The following is a 17369-nucleotide window of genomic DNA, read 5'->3' as shown; positions in this document are numbered from 1 at the left end:
AATCAGAGAAGCGGATCGAGGAAGAACTTCTTGTCCTCCGTACCCGGCTCCTTCGTCGGCTTGGAGACGTCGCCGCCTTTGGTCGCATGAGCACTCGGCGGATCGAGAGGGCCTTTGCGGCCGCATCCGACAACGGCAAGGCCGACGACCGAAAGCACGACGGTCAGGCGGATGATGTGCGGCATGTTGATCTGCATCGAAATCCTCTTGGGCGGCAAACGCGGAAGTCACTCTTCTTAGCGAAGTTTCCAGGCCTTGTGCACCCTGATTGTTGGTTGTGACTTTCGGCGATTTTCTCAGTTGCGAGCGCGCCAGAAGGCGATCTGTTTACGCACTTCCGAGGGCGCCGTGCCGCCAAAACTCTTGCGGCTGGCAACGGAGGCTTCGACCGTCAGGACATCGAAGATCTTGTCGGTGATATCCGGATGGATCGCTTGCAGGTCCGCAAGGGAGAGCTCCGCCAGCTCGCAGGATTTGCTTTCGGCAAGCGCCACGGCGCGGCCCGTCACGTGGTGGGCATCGCGGAAGGGCAGGCCTGCTTCGCGCACCAGCCAATCGGCGAGATCGGTGGCGGTGGAATAGCCGGAGCCAGCGGCGGCTTTCATGCGGGCGGTGTTGATCGTCATGTCGCGCACCATGCCGGTCATGGCGGCAATGGCCAGTTCCAGGCTTTCGGCCGCGTCGAAGACCTGTTCCTTGTCTTCCTGCATGTCCTTGGAATAGGCGAGCGGCAGGCCCTTCATGATCGTCAGCAGCGCCACCAGCGAACCGTTGATGCGGCCGGTCTTGGCACGCACGAGTTCGGCGGCATCCGGGTTCTTCTTCTGTGGCATGATGGAGGAGCCGGTGGAGAAGGCATCGGAGAGGCGCACGAAACCGAATTGCGGCGTCGACCAGATGACGATCTCTTCCGCAAGGCGCGAGAGATGCATGCCGGCGATGGCCGCGATCGACAGGAATTCCAGGGCGAAATCGCGGTCGGAGACCGTATCGATCGAGTTGCGGGTCGGCTCGCGGAAGCCGAGCGCCTTGGCCGTCATGTGGCGGTCGATCGGGAAGCCGGTGCCGGCAAGGGCAGCGGCGCCGATCGGCGATTCGTCCATATGCTCGATGGCATGGCGCACGCGCGAGCGGTCGCGGCCGAACATTTCGACATAGGCCATGCAGTGATGACCGAAGGTGACGGGCTGGGCCGTCTGCAGATGGGTGAAACCAGGCATGACGGTTTCGGCATGTTCCTCGGCGCGATCGAGGAAGGCGGCGATCAGATCGGTCAGCGCCTGTTCGCACTTCTGCAGCTCTTCCTTCACCCACAGACGGAAATCAAGCGCCACCTGGTCGTTGCGCGAGCGGGCGGTGTGCAGGCGGCCGGCGGCCGGGCCGATCAAGGCCGCAAGCCGCGCCTCGACGTTCATATGGATGTCTTCGAGGCGGCGCGAAAACTCGAAATTGCCGCTTTCAATCTCTGACAGGATCGTGTTCAACCCGTGAACGATCTTGTCTTTATCCTCGGTTGAAATGATGCCTTGATTGGCGAGCATGCTCGCATGCGCGATTGAGCCGCGGATATCCTGGGCAAACAGCTTCTTGTCGAAATCGATCGAGGCATTTATCTCCTCCATGATTGCCGCGGGGCCGGAAGCGAAACGCCCGCCCCACATCTGGTTGGAGGATTTGGTGTCCGTGCCGTCAGTCATGAGATGCCCACCTGGAGAATGAAATGACAGCAAAGAAGCCGTTCGGTCTGCCGTCCATGAAACTCGTTATGCTTGCTGCCGTCGCCGGGGTTATTGCCGGTGCGGCAGCGGTATACGTGAAGGAGGCGGGGTATGGCAATGGCATTGGTGAAACGGCTTCGGCCGATCAATGCGGGACCGCCAGGGATCGCGCCGCTGCCCTGACGCCCTTTACCAAGGGCCAGGTCGCCGCCATGAGCGTGCCGCCGGCGCCGATCTCGCTTCAGGGTGTTTCTTTCAAGGGGGCTGACGGCCAGCTGCTGTCGATCAGCAGTTTCGCCGGCAAGACTGTGCTGCTCAATGTCTGGGCGACCTGGTGCGTGCCGTGCCGCGAGGAAATGCCGGCCCTGAACGCGCTCGAAAAGAGCGCCGGCAGCGACAAGTTCGAAGTGGTTGCCGTCAATATCGATACGGGCGACGACGAAAAGACCAAGGCCTTTCGTGCCGAATATGCGATCGACAAGCTCGGCTACTATCGCGACAATACGATGGGCGTGTTCAACGTATTGAAGAAACAGGGCCTCGCTTTTGGGCTGCCGGTGACGCTTCTCATCGACGACAAGGGCTGCCTGCTGTCGGCCATGAACGGACCCGCTGCCTGGGACAGCGAGGATGCCAAGAACCTGGTGAAGGCTGCGGCGGGTATTTGATTTTCTCCTTCTCCCCTGGGGGAGAAGGTGCCCGGCAGGGCGGATGAGGGGGTGTGTCATAGCAAGCGCGTTGCTGGGTAAACAGTACCGTTTGCCGGTAACGCCCCCTCACCACGCGCTGTCGCGCGACCCTCTCCCCAATGGGGCGAGGGTATCTTACCGCGTCGGAACCGGCGTTTCCCCGCGATAGTCGTAGAAGCCGCGGCCCGATTTGCGGCCGAGCCAGCCGGCTTCGACATATTTTACCAGCAGGGGGCAGGGACGATACTTGGAATCGGCGAGCCCGTCATGCAGCACCTGCATGATCGAGAGGCAGGTGTCGAGGCCGATGAAATCGGCAAGCTGCAGAGGCCCCATCGGGTGGTTCGCACCGAGCCGCATGGCGGTGTCGATGGCATCGACGGTGCCCACACCTTCATAGAGCGTGTAGATCGCCTCGTTGATCATCGGCAGCAGGATGCGGTTGACGATGAAGGCGGGGAAGTCTTCGGCGACGGTGATCGTCTTTTCCAGCGAGGAGACGTAGTCCTTGGCAGCGGAGAAAGTCGATTCTTCGGTCGCGATGCCGCGTACCAGCTCCACGAGCTTCATGACCGGAACCGGGTTCATGAAGTGGATGCCCATGAAGCGTTCGGGACGGTCGGTTGCGGAGGCAAGGCGGGTGATGGAGAGCGATGAGGTGTTCGTTGCGAGCAGCGCTTCGGGTTTCAGCACCGGACATACCTGCGCATAGATCTTGCGCTTGACGCTTTCGTCTTCCGTCGCCGCCTCGATGGCGAGATCGACCTGGGCGAGATCGTTGAGATCGGCCGAGCCGGTGATGCGGGAGAGCGCTGCCTTGCGCTCTTCGTCGGTTGTCTTGCCGGATGCGACCTGGCGGGCGAGATTGCCGTTGATGGTGGCAAGGCCGCTTTCGATGCGATCCTGCGAGAGATCGTAGATATGGACCTTGTAGCCGGCCATGGCGGACACATGGGCAATGCCGCAGCCCATCTGGCCCGCGCCGATAATACCGATCGTCTTCAGCGAACTCATTGCCAACTCCCCGGCGCGCTCCTGGCGATGCGCTATGCTTTTAATTCAAATTTGCCGGGCCATTTCTAGCCCGGCAAAGATTGATAGACCTATAAGAGACGATTTTCCAGTCTCTCGCAACTGCGAGAAACTCTATCGGCGCGATCAGAGCGCCTTTTGCAATTCCGGCAACGCTTCGAAGAGGTCAGCGACGAGGCCGTAGTCGGCGATCTGGAAGATCGGGGCTTCCTCGTCCTTGTTGATGGCGACGATGACCTTCGAATCCTTCATGCCGGCCAGATGCTGGATGGCGCCGGAAATGCCGCAGGCGATGTAGAGCTGGGGTGCGACCACCTTGCCCGTCTGGCCGACCTGCCAGTCGTTCGGCGCATAGCCGGCATCGACGGCCGCGCGAGAGGCGCCGACGGCGGCACCGAGCTTGTCGGCAACCGGCAGGATGACTTCCCTGAACTTCTCTGCCGAGCCGAGTGCACGGCCACCCGAGATGATGATCTTGGCGGAGGTCAGTTCCGGACGATCAGACGTCGACAAGGCATCGCCGACGAAGGTGGAAAGGCCGGGATCAGCAGCCGCGGACACCGTCTCGATCGCGGCCGAGCCGCCTTCAGAGGCGGAGGCGAACGAAGCTGTGCGCACGGTGATGACCTTCTTGGCGTCGGTCGACTGCACCGTCTGGATGGCATTGCCGGCATAGATCGGCCGCTTGAAGGTGTCAGCCGAAACCACTTCGATGATTTCCGAGACCTGGGCGACATCGAGCAGGGCGGCAACGCGCGGCAGCACGTTCTTGCCGACCGAAGTGGCCGCGCCGATGATCACGTCATAGGAGCCGGAAAGCGATACGATCAGGGCCGCCAGCGGTTCCGCCAGATTGTTGGCAAGGCTTGCATCTTCGGCAACCAGCACCTTCGAGACACCGGCAAGCTTTGCCGCCTGTTCCGCTGCAGCCTTGGCGCCTGCGCCGGCGACCAGCACATGAATGTCGCCGCCGATCTTTGTGGCAGCCGTCAGCGCCTTGGCGGTCTGGTCGGAGAGGTGGGCATTGTCGTGATCAGCCAGAAGAAGAATGGCCATATGTCTAACTCCTCGTTCGGACTGGGTTAAAGCACGCCGGCTTCGGTCTTGAGCTTTTCGACCAGCTCGGCAACCGAGCCAACCTTGACGCCCGCCTTGCGGCCCGACGGCTCTTCGGTCTTCAGCACCTTCAGGCGCGGCTCGGTCGAGACGCCGAAATCGGCCGGGCTCTTCTTGTCGAGCGGCTTCTTCTTGGCCTTCATGATGTTCGGCAGCGAGGCGTAGCGCGGCTCGTTCAGGCGCAGGTCGGTCGTGACGACGGCCGGTAGCTTGACCTCGATGGTCTGCAGGCCGCCATCGACTTCGCGCGTCACCTGAGCCTTGCCATCCCCGATCTCGATCTTCGAGGCGAAGGTTGCCTGCGCCGTGCCGAGGAGCGCCGCCAGCATCTGGCCGGTCTGGTTGGAGTCGTCATCGATCGCCTGCTTGCCGACGATGATGAGGCCCGGCTGTTCGGCTTCAGCGACGCCCTTCAGGATCTTGGCTACGGCGAGCGGCTCGACGGCATCGTCGGTCTCGACGAGGATGGCACGATCCGCACCCATGGCAAGCGCCGTTCTCAGAGTTTCCTCAGCCTTTGCAGGTCCGATCGAAACGACCACCACTTCCTCGGCCTTGCCGGCCTCCTTCAGACGCAGCGCCTCTTCGACTGAAATCTCGTCGAACGGGTTCATCGACATCTTCACGTTCGAAAGCTCAACGCCAGAACCATCCGGCTTCACGCGAATCTTGACGTTGTAGTCAACAACCCGCTTAACGGGGACGAGAATCTTCATGGAATCCTTCCTTCAACATGACCGCCCGAGAACATGCGCTGTTTAGCGCCATTCCATTTGTCGAATGGCGACATGGATACGCGTTTTTTTCCCAATTACAACGCTTCCAGGCCGCCGAGAGACGAATTGCTTGAAAGGCATAAATAACGTTTACGTCAACGTCAATACATCTGCCTTCGGTGATCGAATTCGCGCCGCTATCGATTCTTGCCGGGAACCCAGAGAACATCGGCCTGGCCGCGATCATTGGCGTGCCGTGCCGCGACGAAGAGAAAATCGGAAAGGCGGTTGATATATTTCAGCGCCGCCGGGCTCACCCGTTCGCCTCGCTCCCGCGACAGCGCCACCATGAGGCGCTCGGCGCGACGCGCTATCGTGCGGGCAAGGTGAAGATGGGCGGAAGCGGGGCTGCCGGCGGGCAGGACGAAGGATCGCAACGGCTCGAGATCGGTGTTCAGCCGGTCGATATCCTGCTCGAGGCGCTCGACCTGGTGATCGATGATGCGCAAGGGTTCATAGGCGGGCGGCTCGTCTGTTTCGGGGGTCGAAAGATCGGCGCCGAGATCGAACAGATCGTTCTGGATGCGCATCAGCATCGCGTCGATCTCTGGCATGTCCGACGTGTGCAGCCGGGCGACGCCGATTGCGGAATTGGTCTCGTCGACCGTGCCGTAGCTTTCGACGCGCAGGTCGTGCTTCAGCCGCCTCGGGCCGGCGGCAAGGCCTGTCGTGCCGTCGTCGCCGGTCTTCGTGTAGATCTTGTTGAGCTTGACCATCGGGTTCCTGTGGTTAGAGCCTTTCGCCTTTTTTGAATCGCGAAATGCCCTAACCCTTTATTTTAAGCAATTCCGGTCGGAAAACCGCTTCGCACTTTTCCTGGAATTGCTTTAGGCCGGGCGGCCGCCGCCCGTCAGCCAGAGCGTCAGCATGATCAGGATCACTGCGACTGCCTGCAGCAGCACGCGCAGCTGCATCAGCCGGTTCGAAAGGTTCGGGTTGTCACCTTTCATCATGTTCAGCAGGCCGCGAATGAGAACGATCGCGACAAGTCCCATGACAATGATGGCGGCAACATAGGTAACGGTAGACATGGCTCCTCCACCCTTGTCTTCAGAGTGGCTCAGCGCTCCGTTGAAGCTTCAAGTCACTCAAGGTCATCATTTCAAGCAATCCCAAGCGGAAAACACGCTTCGCGCCTTTCGTGGGATTGCTCTAGTCCAGCCGGCGCATCAGACGATAGAAAAGGTTAGCCGGCAATAGCCTTTTCAAGAAGGCGCCCTGCTTGGCGGGTGTCGTTACCAGATAATGCGGGCGCGGGTTTCTCACGTTCAAAGCCGATTTTAGCACATCATAGACTGCTTCCGGACCCAATTTATGTTTATTGATCGAACCTGATCCATCAAGCCGTTTCAGCTGCCTGCGATATTCCACCGCATGGGGCGAGCCTTCGAGGTCGATATGCTCGTTGATCTTGGCGAGCGCATTGGCCGTAAAACGCGTCGCGATCGGGCCGGGCTCGATGAGGCTCACATGGATGCCGCTATTCTGCAGCTCCATTCTGAGCGTCATCGTCAGCCCTTCGAGTGCAAATTTCGAGGCCGTGTAGGCGCCGCGGAAACGGTAGGGAACCAGTCCGAGAATGGAGGAGCAGTTGACGATGCGGCCATGCCCCTGCTTTCGCATCACCGGCAGGATCTGGCGCGTCAGCTCGTGCCAGCCGAAGAAATTGGTTTCGAACTGTTCGCGCAGCACATCGGTCGTCAGATCCTCCACGGCGCCCGGCTGCCCGTAGGCGCCATTGTTGAAGAGGGCGTCGATGCGGTCGCCCGCGCGCTCGCGCACTGTCGCTACGGTGGCGGAAATGGTCTCGGGCTTTGTGTAGTCGAGGAGCAGCGCTTCGATGCCGTCGGCTTCGAGCGAGGCGAGATCGTCTTCCTTGCGCACGGTTGCAAAGACGCGCCATCCATCGCCGCGCAACGCTCGCGCGCAATAAGCGCCGATGCCGGAGGAGCAACCAGTGACGAGGATCGTGCGTTGTTCCGTCATGGAAGATGATTCCTGTACAAACCGGGACTCGTTTCCCATATTCAGGAACCCGATACAATCGACAACCGGCAGGTGAGCGCCGACGTCAAGCGGAGATGGGATGCCGACAGCCCTGCGGACGACTTACAAGGTGATATACGACGCAGTGTTCCATTTCGTCGAGGATGACGGGTTCGCCATGGCCAGTCATGTGGCGCTGTCGACGCTGCTCGCGGTTTTCCCTTTCCTGATCTTCGGCACGGCGCTCGCAAGCTTTCTCGGCGCCAGCCAGTTCTCGTCGACGGCGGTACATCTGATCTTCGACACCTGGCCGGAGGCGATCGCCAAGCCGCTTGCAGATCAGGTGGTGCAGGTGCTGACCATTCCGCGCGGCGGCCTTTTGACGATCTCTGTGCTTGCGGCCGCCTATTTCGCCTCGAACGGCGTCGAGGCGCTGCGCATATCGCTGAACCGCGCCTATCGCGTGCCCGAAACCCGGCCGTGGTATTTCAATCGCCTCGCCAGCCTCGGTTACGTGCTCATTGCCGTGCTGATCTTTGCCATCCTCAGCATTCTGCTTGTCGCGGTGCCGCTCGCCCTCAATTACACCAGGCAATGGCTGCCGAAGCTTGCCGATATCCTCGACATCGTCTTCAGCTGGCGGATCTACGGCACGATTTTTCTGCTCCTGGCCGGCCTGCTGATACTGCATCTTTGGCTGGCCGCCGGACGCAGGCGGTTGTTCGACGTCATTCCCGGCGTGATACTGACGCTGGTCTTCTGGTCGATCGGCGCGGTGCTCTTCGCCTATTATCTCTCCACCTTCGCCAATTACACCGCCACCTATGCCGGCCTGGCATCGGTGATGATCGTGCTGATCTTCCTCTATATGCTGGCCGTGATCTTCATCATGGGGGCGGAGATCAATGCGGCGCTGATGAAATTCCGCGTGCGCCGCCTGCTGTTCGGCAAGGCGGCAAGCCGCCCGGCTGAGGTGCCGACGGAAAAGGCATCGACGGAGCCAAGGGACGCATCAGAGGCCGATGCGGCGGCGAAGCTCCGCCGGTGAAAGGCCCCGCCGGCGCCACTCGGCAATGCCGGTATCGCTCATGCTCTTGGAGAGCTTTTTTCCATCCTCTCCGAGGACGAGGCGGTGGTGGTGATAGAGCGGCTCCGGCAGACCGAGCAGCGTCTGCAGCAGGCGATGGATCGAGGTGGCGTGGAAGAGATCGAGACCGCGCACGACATGGGTGATGCCCTGCACGGCGTCGTCGACGACAACAGAAAGATGATAGCTCGAGGGCGCATCGGAACGCGACAGCACGACATCGCCCCAGGCGGCGGGATCGGCCGGAATAGTGCCCGTCTCGCCATCGCCGCTTTCCCGCCAGTACAATGGTTCGTCGGCTGCCGCCAGCGCCCTTTTCATATCGAGACGCCAGGCGTGTTTCATGCCCGAAGCAAGCAGGCGCCGCCGCTCGGCATCGCTGCGCTCGCGGTCATCGGGCGGATAGAGCGGCGTGCCGTCAGGGTCGCGTGGCCAGGATTTGCCACTCCCCTCGAAAGCGGCGACGCGCGATTTGACCTCGCCGCGCGTCAGGAATGCGGGATAGACGAGGCCGCGCTCGACAAGCGTCTGCAACGCTGTCTGATAGGCCGGAAAATGCTCGGACTGCCGGCGCACCGGCTGCTGCCAGCTGAGGCCGAGCCAGGAGAGATCGGTATAGATGCCTTTTTCGAAATCGGGTGTGCAGCGCGCCTGATCTATGTCTTCGATGCGCAGCAGGAAATCGCCGCCTGCCTTTGCCGCCATGTCGTGATTGAGGATCGCCGACAGCGCATGGCCAAGATGCAGCGGGCCGTTCGGGCTCGGGGCAAAACGGAACTTCGGCTTTTGACGGGGAATCTCGATCATGCTTTCTTCTGCCACGAATTTGAACCGGGGACCACGAGGCGTCATGCAGATCATTCGCAACGAGCGCGATATCGAACAGGGACTGGCCGCGCTGCTGGAGATCGATCCGCGCCTGCGGCCCGTTGCCGCAGAGGCCGGCGCGCTGCCGCTGCGGCTGCGCGAACCGGGCTTCGAAGGGCTTGCCCATATCATCGTGTCGCAGGTCGTTTCCCGCGCCAGTGCCGACGCGATCTGGGGGAAAATGATCGCCGGCATGGGGCAGGTGACTGCTGAAGGCTATGTAGCACTGGCGCCGGAGGCTTGGCGGACCTTCGGCCTGTCGCGAATCAAGCACGAGACATTGGCGCGCGTGGCCGAAGCCGTTGCCGGTGGCAGCCTCGATCTCCATGCGCTCAGTGCCGAATCACCTGACAAGGCGCTCGCCGAGCTGACCTCCATCAAGGGAATCGGGCCCTGGACGGCCGAGGTCTACCTGATGTTCTGCGGCGGTCACGCAGATGTGTTTCCGGCCGGCGATGTCGCGCTTCAGGCGGCCGTCGGCATGGCTTTCGGCCATGAAGTCAGGCCCTTGGCCAAGGAAATCACCCGGGAAGCCGCGGTTTGGGCGCCCTGGCGCTCGGTCGCGGCCCGGCTTTTCTGGGCTTATTATGCCGTGAAAACGCGCCGGGATGCGCTGCCGATCGTTTAATCGGCTATGTCCCGAAATCGCCTTTATGCACTGAATTTATTGGACTTCACAATCCTGTAACAACCGGCCTAATATACAGGTGCAGATGCCGAATCGATCAGGAGGGTTCCTTGACGATTGCAGTCTCCCCGCAGTCCTTGCCGGCGCTCGTGCTGAACGCTGACTACAGACCGCTGAGTTACTATCCCTTGTCGCTCTGGTCCTGGCAGGACGCGATCAAGGCGGTTTTCCTTGACCGTGTGAACATCATCGCAGAATACGATCAGTGCGTGTCCTCACCGAGTTTCTCGATGCGGCTGCCGAGCGTCGTATGCCTGAAGACATATGTGCAGCCGTCCCGCAATCCCGCCTTCACCCGCTTCAACGTCTTCCTGCGCGACAAGTTCGAATGCCAGTATTGCGGCTCCCATGACGACCTGACCTTCGACCACGTCATCCCGCGCGCCCACGGCGGCGAGACGACCTGGGAGAACGTCGTGGCCGCCTGTTCGCCGTGCAACCTGCGCAAGGGCAGCAAGCTGCCGAAGCAGGCCGGCATGTTCCCGGCGCAGAAGCCATACCAGCCGACCGTGCAGGACCTGCACAATAACGGCCGCCTCTTCCCGCCGAACTATCTGCACGACAGCTGGCTCGACTATCTCTACTGGGATTCGGAACTGCAGCCGTAAGGACGTGCTTCTTTAGGTCCGAGTTTGAGGTGAGTGCGGCACCCCCCTCTGTCCCTTTCGGGACATCTCCCCCACAAGGGGGGAGATCGGTAATTTGCGGTACCTTCCCGACCTAAATCGACATCGTATCTGCTGTCGTTGAGCTTACTTTGCTTTGCAGGTGCGACACACTCCCACCAATCTCCCCCCTTGTGGGGGAGATGTCACGAAGTGACAGTGGGGGGTATCAGAGCCGCGACATGCGAGAGATCACGGCTACTCGCCCAATGATTCACGCAGCCTTCTTCGCACCCACAAAAGCAATCGCAGCCAGGATCACGCTGGCGATCACATTCCAGCCGGCCATCGAAAGGCCGGCGACACGAAGGGCTGCTTCCGTGCAGGACGGCCCCTTGATGGTATTCAGCTGGCCGAGCAGGTCGCCGGCATTCTGCGTGACACTGCTTGCTGTAGTCGAGCAGGTGGTCGGGCCTTCCCAGAAGTGCCATTCGACGCCGGCGTGATAGACGCCGATGCCGCCGCCGACAACCATCATCAGGCCGGCGATGATCAGCAGCCCGCGGGTGATCCAGGAGGGCAGACCGGCAACCGCCGTCAGCACGGCGATGATGGCGACGGGGATGCCGTAATAATAGGGCTGGCGCTGATCGAGGCAGAGCGCACAGGGGATATAGCCGCCAATGTACTGGAAGCCGAGCGCCGAGCCGATGACGACGATCATGCCGATCGTCAGCAATAGGCCATAGCCGAGGCCGGCGCGGGGGGAAGGCGAAGTCATGGACATCAGTTGAGGGCTCCTTGGTCAGCTCGCCAGGGCAAAATGGAAGACGGCATAGAGGGCGATGAGAGCGGCGGCGACGGCCATGGTGATCTGGCCCAGGCGCTTTTCGATGAAGTGGCGGATGGATTCACCATAGCGGCGAAGCAGGAAGGCCAGGAGGAAGAAGCGCCCACCGCGCGCGACGATGGCGGAGATGATGAACAGGCCGAGATTGATATGGGCGACGCCGGAGAGGATAGTCACCACCTTGATCGGCGGCAGATGCGCCAGGCCCGATGTGACCAGCAGCAGGAGCACCCATTCATAGGTGATGCCGGCGCTCATCTGGTTGAAGGCGTCGAGCTTGCCGTAGAATTCGAGGATCGGCTTGGCGATGGTCTCGAAGGCATAATAGCCGAGCGCCCAGCCGGCAATGCCGCCAAGCACGGAGGCAACCGTCGCCGTCAGCGCATAACGCCAGGCGCGCTCGGGCTTCGCCAGCGACATCGGCAGGAAAAGCACGTCCGCCGGCACGAGAAAGATGGAGCTCTCGACGAAGGCAATAACGGCCAACCAGATTTCCGCCGATTTGCGGCCGGCGAGCGACATGGTCCAGTCGTACAGTCTACGAAGCATAAGGCCCCCTTTTTGCTGCGTTGCAAACCTTTAGGGGGCAGGATTATGGCTGTAAATGGTCAGTGACTGACGGAAGTGGCGGAAAGGCAAAATTTTTCGTGATGGTGGGGGGCTAAGGCGGCGACGTCGAAGCCGTCACCAGACCTTCTCAGTAATATTCAACTCGCGTTTCGTTTAGGACGACGCGGAGCACACGATAGGCATAGAGAAAGCTGGCAAGGCCAAGGGTCACGATAATCAGAAGGACCCAGAGAATCACATGTCCTATCGAGTGACCGACATTGAAAGTGCAGTTAAGTCGGCCGATGGGGCGACCGGAGCCATCCAGCAGCTCGGTTTTGTTCAACACGGCTCGGTTGAGGTAATAGGGAAAGACGATCAGCGCGAGGCCGAGCGTGACGATCGTCAATATGATCCAGAGAACGACGCTGCCGATTGATTCGACGATGCTGAATGAGCATTTGAGTCGGCCGATACGGGTGGAAGTGGTAGAAATCTCGGACAATTTTTCGCCTTTAAATTTTACGATGACAAATACTTTGGAAAGTCAGCAGCACAGGACGTTGCTGCCGCTGAGGTTTCATTTTTGCTCAAAGAACAATTCGAATAGGATGTATCATTATTAATGATCGCGCAAAAGTAGCAATCAAGAGAAAACATTGATTAATGTATGAAAAACAATTGTCATAGATTTTGATGGTGCCCCATGCCGGAGTCGAACCAGCACTTCTTTCGAAACTCGATTTTGAGTCGAGCGCGTCTACCAATTCCGCCAATGGGGCAACGGATCATGACGAGGCGGCTGTCTAGCATGTGATCGGCGGGGCGCGCAAGCCGGGTCGGCAGATATTGCAAGTGTTTCCGTAGGGTTGCGGTTTGGCCCATGGCGTTGGTGGACGCCATGGGCTTTTCGTTGCTTGGGGCTCAGTGAGCCATGGCCGGGCTCTTGGCGGTGGAGCCGGACTTTTGCAGCGTGATCGCCAGGATGGCGGCGAGCAGGCAGAAGGCGCCGGCGACGAAGAAGGCAGGCAGGTAGGTGTTGAGCTCCGTGCGGGTGAGGCCGGCGCCATAGGCGGCGGTGGCTGCACCCAGCTGGTGGCCGGCGAAGACCCAGCCGAAGACGAGGCCGGCTTTTTCGCGGCCGAAGCGGTCGGCGGCGATCTTGACGGTCGGCGGCACGGTGGCGATCCAGTCGAGGCCGTAGAAGACGGCGAAGATCGACAGGCCGTAGAAGGTAAAATCGCTAAAGGGCAGGTAGACCAGCGACAGGCCGCGCAGGCCGTAATACCAGAAGAGCAGCCAGCGATTGTCGAAACGGTCGGAGAGCCAGCCGGAGCCGATCGTGCCGAAGAAATCGAAGATGCCCATGACGGCAAGCACGCTGGCGGCGGCGACAGGCACAATGCCGAAATCGCCGCAGAGGGTGACGAAATGCGTCTGGATCAGCCCGTTGGTCGACAGGCCGCAGATGAAGAAGGTGGCAAAGAGGATCCAGAAGGTCGAGGTCGTGGAAACCTCCCGCAGAATGGCGATCGGCGAGGCGAGGGCTGCCTTCAGGTCCTTGGTGGCGGCCGGCGGCGGGGTGATGTGGATCTCGCCGACCAGCGGCAGGTTGACGTCCGAGGGGCGGTCGCGCATCAGGAGCAGCACGACGAGGGCGGCAACGACGATCATGCCGCAGACGAAGATCACCGTCGCGCGCCAGCCATAGCGCGTCGTCAGCTCCGCCATCAGCGGCAGGAAGACCAGCTGGCCGGTGGCAGAGCTTGCCGAGAGCATGCCGATGACGAGACCGCGATGCTTGGTGAACCAGCGGGTCGAGACGGTCGCGGCGAGCACCATGGCGGTGAGGCCGGTGCCGAAGCCGATGATGATGCCCCAGCACAAAAGCAGCTGCCAGACCTGCGTCATATAGAGCGAGCCGATGAAGCCGACGCCGATCGTGCCCAGCGCGAAGACGATGACCTTGCGAACGCCGAAATGGTTCATGAAGGCGGCGGCGAAAGGCCCCATGAGGCCGAACAGCACGAGGCGGACGGCAAGCGCGGACGAGATGGAGGAGGTGCTCCAGCCGAATTCGTCCTCCAGCGGCTTGATGAGCACGCCGGGCGCGCCCATGGCGCCGGCCGTGACCAGCATGGTGAGAAAGGTGGCGGCGACGACGACCCATCCGTAATGGATGTTGCGCCGGGCGAGCGTCGAGGCAAGGGCAGTGGAAACCATGAGCTGCGTTCCAATTAGATTGTGTATCGTGCCGTCGGGCCGGACCTGCGAAAACGCCGGATCGCGGACAGTTGGGGGTACCGTACCACGTCTAGCGCTCCGCCGTTCTCCCGGCTTGAACGTTTGTGCAAAGGCATTTACATGATTGTTATCATATTTGTTGCGTATTGATGATGGCCATCATATAAATTGTCAATACAGTTTTCTTGATGCTCTGATGGAGTTTTTTGATGAGAGTGAGCCGGGAGAAATTCGCCGAGAATCGCGAGAAGATCCTTGCCGTGGCGGGTGAGCTCTTTCGCGAAAAGGGTTTCGACGGCATCGGCGTCGCTGAGATCATGAAGGCGGCGGGGCTGACGCATGGCGGCTTCTATGGCCATTTCGATTCGAAGGACGAGCTTGCCTGCGAGGCGAGCAAGGCGCTGGTGGCCCGCTCGCTGGAGCGCTGGAAGCAGGTAGCGGCAAGCTCACCCGACCGGCCGCTGGAAGCGCTGCTTGCCCATTATCTCTCACATCGCAATGTCGTCGAGCACGCGACAGGCTGCGTCTTTGCGGCCCTGACGCAGGAGGTCAGCCGCCATGGCCCCGAGATGCAGTCCACCTTCACCGGCGGGCTGATGGGGCTGGTCGAGGTGCTGGAAGAGATCGTTCCCGGCGAAACGCCGGAGGAGCGCCGGCGCAAGGCCTTTGCCAGCCTTTCGGCCATGGTCGGCGCCGTCATCCTGGCCCGCGCCATGGACAATCCCGAATTGTCGCAGGAATTCCTGTCGGCGACCCGGCAGGAGCTGTCGCCGCCGCCGGGTGAAAGCAACGGCTGAGCTTGCCTAGTCGCGGAAGGCGAGCAGCCCGTTCGCCTCGACGACCTCCCTGAATTTGCCATCGGGTGCGGCCGCCAGCAGTTCCGCGCGAAGTGCGGCTTCGAAATCGGCCGCCTTGTCGCCCAGCGCCTGCGGCGAGGTCGACGACATCGAGAAGATGCGGCCGACGATCTCTTCGATATCCCTGGTATATTCCGAGACGATGCCGATCCGTTCCAGATTGCGGAAGGGTGAGGCAAGCAGCATGGCTTCATGCGGCGCCCATTCCTTGCTCCGGCGCATCTGCCGCTCCGCGCTGCGCTCGGGCGAATAGGTTTCCATCAGCGGCTCGAGAATGCCGCGCCAGTTCGGCTCCGCCAGAATGCCTTTATCGTGGAAGAGGACGACGGCGCCGCCGGGCTCGATCAGCTTATCGAGCGCCTCAAGCGTTGCCGGCCTGTCCATCCAGTGGAAGGAGCGACCCATGACGCAGAGGTGCAGCCTGCCGATATCGGGGCCGAGATCGTAGGAGGAGCCTTGCCGGATGTTGATGTCGACGCCGGCTGTCTTCGCACCCAGCGCGGCTTCGGCGAGCATTTCCGGTTCCGGATCCATGGCGGTGACGGCGGTACCCTGCAGCCGCGCGAAGGCGATGCCGAGCTGGCCGGGGCCGCAGCCGAGATCGAGCACATGATCGCCGGGCTTGAGGCCGCTGCGCTCGGCGACGCGCTCGATCAGCCTGTCCGGATAGGGGATGCGATAGCGCAGGTAATAGGCCGCGGTCGATTGAAATCGCCGCGCTTCGAAGGGAACTGTGATCATTGGATATTATCCTCTGGGGGAAGGAACCTCGATCTGTTAAGCCCCAACTATGACCTGTTCGTGAAGTCACTTTTGCGCGATTTGTTGCGTGGCCAATCGGCTTCAGAAGATGTGAATGCCCGTCACCTAACCCTCTCCCCACGCGCGAGGAGGGCAATCGCATATGACTCGAAGTTGTTGCCGCGTCCCCTTCTCCCCTTTGGGAGAAGGTGCCGTCAGGCGGATGAGGGGGTGCCTGCCAAACGCACGAAAATCCATGAATTCAAATCGACAGCCCCCTCATCCGACCCTTCGGGCCACCTTCTCCCCAAGGGGAGAAGGAGCTTAGGATGCTCATCCGCACCATATGCGATACCCCTGCGCGCGCGGGGAGAGGGCTGGGGTGAGGGGCCAGGCAGCCAGCCGCAATATCACCAGCCCAACCTGGGCAGCTCCAAAATCCCGGTTCACTTGAACCCAGCAACCCCATGCGGGACATAGGGTGATTCCAGTGCTTCGATTTCCTCTGGCGTCAATTTGACCTCCAGGGAGGCGACGGCATCGGTGATGTGGCCGGGCTTGGAGGCGCCGATGATCGGGGCGGTGACGGCGCTCTTCTGCAGGATCCAGGCGGTTGCGACCTGCGCGCGCGGGATGCCGCGTGCCTTGGCGACCGCGCCGACGGCATCGACGATCTTACGGTCGGCTTCGAGTGCCTGGGTGTAGAGCGTCTTGCCGAATTCGTCGGACTCCGTGCGGGCCGTCGCTTCGTCCCAATCGCGGGTGAGGCGACCGCGAGCAAGTGGGCTCCAGGGGATGACGGCGATCTTCTGGTCTTCGCAGAAAGGCAGCATCTCGCGCTCTTCTTCGCGGTAGAGCAGGTTCAGGTGGTCCTGCATGCTGACGAATTCCGTCCAGCCGTTGAGGCGCGAGGTGTAGATCGCCTTGGCGAACTGCCAGGCATACATGGAGGACGCGCCGATATAGCGGGCCTTACCGGCCTTGACGACATCATGCAGCGCTTCCAGCGTTTCTTCGATCGGCGTCGTATAATCCCAGCGGTGGATCTGGTAGAGATCGACATAGTCGGTGCCGAGACGGCGAAGGCTGTTGTCGATCTCGTCGAAGATCGCCTTGCGGGACAGACCGGCGCCGTTCGGGCCGGGGCGCATGCGATTGAAGACTTTGGTGGCGAGCACGATATCGTCGCGGCGGGCGAAATCCTTGATGGCACGGCCGACGATCTCTTCCGACGAGCCGTTGGAATAGGTATTGGCCGTATCGAGGAAGTTGATGCCGGCTTCGATCGCCTGACGCAGCAGCGGACGGCTGTCTTCTTCTTTCAATGACCAGGCGTGCGTGCCCTTGTTGGGATCGCCATAAGTCATGCAACCCAGGCAGATGCGTGAGACTTCAAGGCCGGTGCGGCCAAGCTTTACGTATTCCATCGCTATTCTCCGTCCTGTTATGGGTAGCTCAGTGGCAAGGTCATTCGCCTCGCTTGGAAGGTAAATGATATTGTATCATGCGGAGACTATCAGGGGGCTTTGCCGATAGCTCAATAATTCGAGATTGCTCGAAAGCT

20 protein-coding genes and 1 tRNA gene are annotated in these 17369 nt (G+C 60.9%); 5 read left to right on the top strand and 16 right to left on the bottom strand.

Annotated elements, in window-relative coordinates:
- Positions 1 to 2: 2 nt before the first annotated feature.
- Positions 3 to 197 (bottom strand): LPS translocon maturation chaperone LptM, encoded by a 195-nt coding sequence (gene lptM, locus AC13RC_RS23900; protein ID WP_015341316.1) that lies wholly within the window; start codon positions 195 to 197, stop codon positions 3 to 5.
- Between the two features lie 99 nt (positions 198 to 296).
- Positions 297 to 1697, bottom strand: a complete 1401-nt coding sequence (argH, locus tag AC13RC_RS23895) for an argininosuccinate lyase (protein ID WP_069612929.1) — start codon at positions 1695 to 1697, stop codon at positions 297 to 299.
- Positions 1698 to 1720: 23 nt separating this feature from the next.
- Between argH and tlpA the strand changes: the two genes are divergently transcribed.
- Positions 1721 to 2386 carry a thiol:disulfide interchange protein TlpA gene (gene tlpA / locus AC13RC_RS23890; protein WP_113354214.1) on the top strand — a complete coding sequence of 222 codons (666 nt, stop codon included), beginning with the start codon at positions 1721 to 1723 and terminating at the stop codon, positions 2384 to 2386.
- 156 nt (positions 2387 to 2542) lie between these two features.
- Here the strand turns inward: tlpA and AC13RC_RS23885 are convergent, their stop codons facing one another.
- The 6 genes from AC13RC_RS23885 to AC13RC_RS23860 all read right to left on the bottom strand — a co-directional run bounded on the left by AC13RC_RS23885 (position 2543) and on the right by AC13RC_RS23860 (position 7317).
- On the bottom strand, positions 2543 to 3421 hold the full coding sequence (locus AC13RC_RS23885) for a 3-hydroxybutyryl-CoA dehydrogenase (RefSeq protein ID WP_113231607.1): 879 nt from the start codon (positions 3419 to 3421) through the stop codon (positions 2543 to 2545).
- A gap of 144 nt (positions 3422 to 3565) precedes the next feature.
- Positions 3566 to 4495, bottom strand: coding sequence for an electron transfer flavoprotein subunit alpha/FixB family protein (locus AC13RC_RS23880; protein WP_183809834.1), 930 nt, complete (start codon positions 4493 to 4495; stop codon positions 3566 to 3568).
- Between the two features lie 26 nt (positions 4496 to 4521).
- The gene (locus AC13RC_RS23875; protein ID WP_113332362.1) at positions 4522 to 5271 is read right to left on the bottom strand and encodes an electron transfer flavoprotein subunit beta/FixA family protein; all 750 of its coding nucleotides are present in this window, start codon (positions 5269 to 5271) and stop codon (positions 4522 to 4524) included.
- 197 nt (positions 5272 to 5468) lie between these two features.
- A complete protein-coding gene (locus AC13RC_RS23870) occupies positions 5469 to 6047 on the bottom strand; it encodes a cob(I)yrinic acid a,c-diamide adenosyltransferase (RefSeq protein WP_113354211.1) in 579 nt (192 codons plus the stop codon).
- Positions 6048 to 6158: 111 nt separating this feature from the next.
- The gene (locus AC13RC_RS23865) at positions 6159 to 6362 is read right to left on the bottom strand and encodes a twin transmembrane helix small protein (protein WP_015341309.1); all 204 of its coding nucleotides are present in this window, start codon (positions 6360 to 6362) and stop codon (positions 6159 to 6161) included.
- Positions 6363 to 6483: 121 nt separating this feature from the next.
- The gene (locus tag AC13RC_RS23860) at positions 6484 to 7317 is read right to left on the bottom strand and encodes an SDR family oxidoreductase (protein ID WP_488558623.1); all 834 of its coding nucleotides are present in this window, start codon (positions 7315 to 7317) and stop codon (positions 6484 to 6486) included.
- Between the two features lie 100 nt (positions 7318 to 7417).
- On the opposite strand from AC13RC_RS23860, the gene AC13RC_RS23855 reads away from it, so the two are divergent.
- Positions 7418 to 8365: a YihY/virulence factor BrkB family protein gene (locus AC13RC_RS23855; RefSeq protein ID WP_113332358.1), complete on the top strand. Its 948-nt coding sequence runs from the start codon at positions 7418 to 7420 to the stop codon at positions 8363 to 8365.
- On the opposite strand, the gene gluQRS is transcribed toward AC13RC_RS23855, so the two are convergent.
- Positions 8330 to 9211, bottom strand: coding sequence for a tRNA glutamyl-Q(34) synthetase GluQRS (gluQRS, locus tag AC13RC_RS23850; protein ID WP_488558622.1), 882 nt, complete (start codon positions 9209 to 9211; stop codon positions 8330 to 8332). The genes AC13RC_RS23855 and gluQRS overlap by 36 nt on opposite strands.
- On the opposite strand from gluQRS, the gene AC13RC_RS23845 reads away from it, so the two are divergent.
- Complete coding sequence (locus tag AC13RC_RS23845) at positions 9210 to 9899, top strand: DNA-3-methyladenine glycosylase family protein (protein WP_183809840.1); 690 nt, start codon at positions 9210 to 9212, stop codon at positions 9897 to 9899. The two genes, gluQRS and AC13RC_RS23845, sit on opposite strands and share 2 nt — an antisense overlap.
- Positions 9900 to 10009: 110 nt before the next feature.
- Positions 10010 to 10567 carry an HNH endonuclease gene (locus AC13RC_RS23840; RefSeq protein WP_015341304.1) on the top strand — a complete coding sequence of 186 codons (558 nt, stop codon included), beginning with the start codon at positions 10010 to 10012 and terminating at the stop codon, positions 10565 to 10567.
- A 271-nt stretch (positions 10568 to 10838) separates the two neighbouring features.
- Here the strand turns inward: AC13RC_RS23840 and AC13RC_RS23835 are convergent, their stop codons facing one another.
- From AC13RC_RS23835 to AC13RC_RS23815, 5 genes are all read right to left on the bottom strand, one after another.
- Positions 10839 to 11351 (bottom strand): disulfide bond formation protein B, encoded by a 513-nt coding sequence (locus AC13RC_RS23835; protein WP_488558621.1) that lies wholly within the window; start codon positions 11349 to 11351, stop codon positions 10839 to 10841.
- An 18-nt stretch (positions 11352 to 11369) separates the two neighbouring features.
- Positions 11370 to 11963, bottom strand: coding sequence for a YqaA family protein (locus AC13RC_RS23830; RefSeq protein WP_488558620.1), 594 nt, complete (start codon positions 11961 to 11963; stop codon positions 11370 to 11372).
- Positions 11964 to 12111: 148 nt separating this feature from the next.
- A complete protein-coding gene (locus tag AC13RC_RS23825; RefSeq protein ID WP_197044217.1) occupies positions 12112 to 12468 on the bottom strand; it encodes a DUF6693 family protein in 357 nt (118 codons plus the stop codon).
- Positions 12469 to 12660: 192 nt separating this feature from the next.
- Positions 12661 to 12745, bottom strand: a tRNA-Leu gene (locus AC13RC_RS23820).
- A 142-nt stretch (positions 12746 to 12887) separates the two neighbouring features.
- Entirely contained in the window at positions 12888 to 14186 is a 1299-nt protein-coding gene (locus AC13RC_RS23815; RefSeq protein WP_488558619.1) for an MFS transporter, read from the bottom strand.
- A 230-nt stretch (positions 14187 to 14416) separates the two neighbouring features.
- On the opposite strand from AC13RC_RS23815, the gene AC13RC_RS23810 reads away from it, so the two are divergent.
- Positions 14417 to 15004, top strand: coding sequence for a TetR/AcrR family transcriptional regulator (locus AC13RC_RS23810; RefSeq protein WP_488558618.1), 588 nt, complete (start codon positions 14417 to 14419; stop codon positions 15002 to 15004).
- A 6-nt stretch (positions 15005 to 15010) separates the two neighbouring features.
- Here the strand turns inward: AC13RC_RS23810 and AC13RC_RS23805 are convergent, their stop codons facing one another.
- Positions 15011 to 15805 carry a class I SAM-dependent methyltransferase gene (locus AC13RC_RS23805; protein WP_488558617.1) on the bottom strand — a complete coding sequence of 265 codons (795 nt, stop codon included), beginning with the start codon at positions 15803 to 15805 and terminating at the stop codon, positions 15011 to 15013.
- 446 nt (positions 15806 to 16251) lie between these two features.
- Positions 16252 to 17232, bottom strand: coding sequence for an aldo/keto reductase (locus tag AC13RC_RS23800; protein WP_488558616.1), 981 nt, complete (start codon positions 17230 to 17232; stop codon positions 16252 to 16254).
- Positions 17233 to 17369: the final 137 nt, after the last annotated feature.

It is taken from the genome of Martinezella sp. CNPSo 3890 (assembly GCF_057784455.1).
The sequence above is the reverse complement of the archived record's forward strand: the minus strand, read 5'-3'. Positions and strand labels throughout refer to the sequence as shown.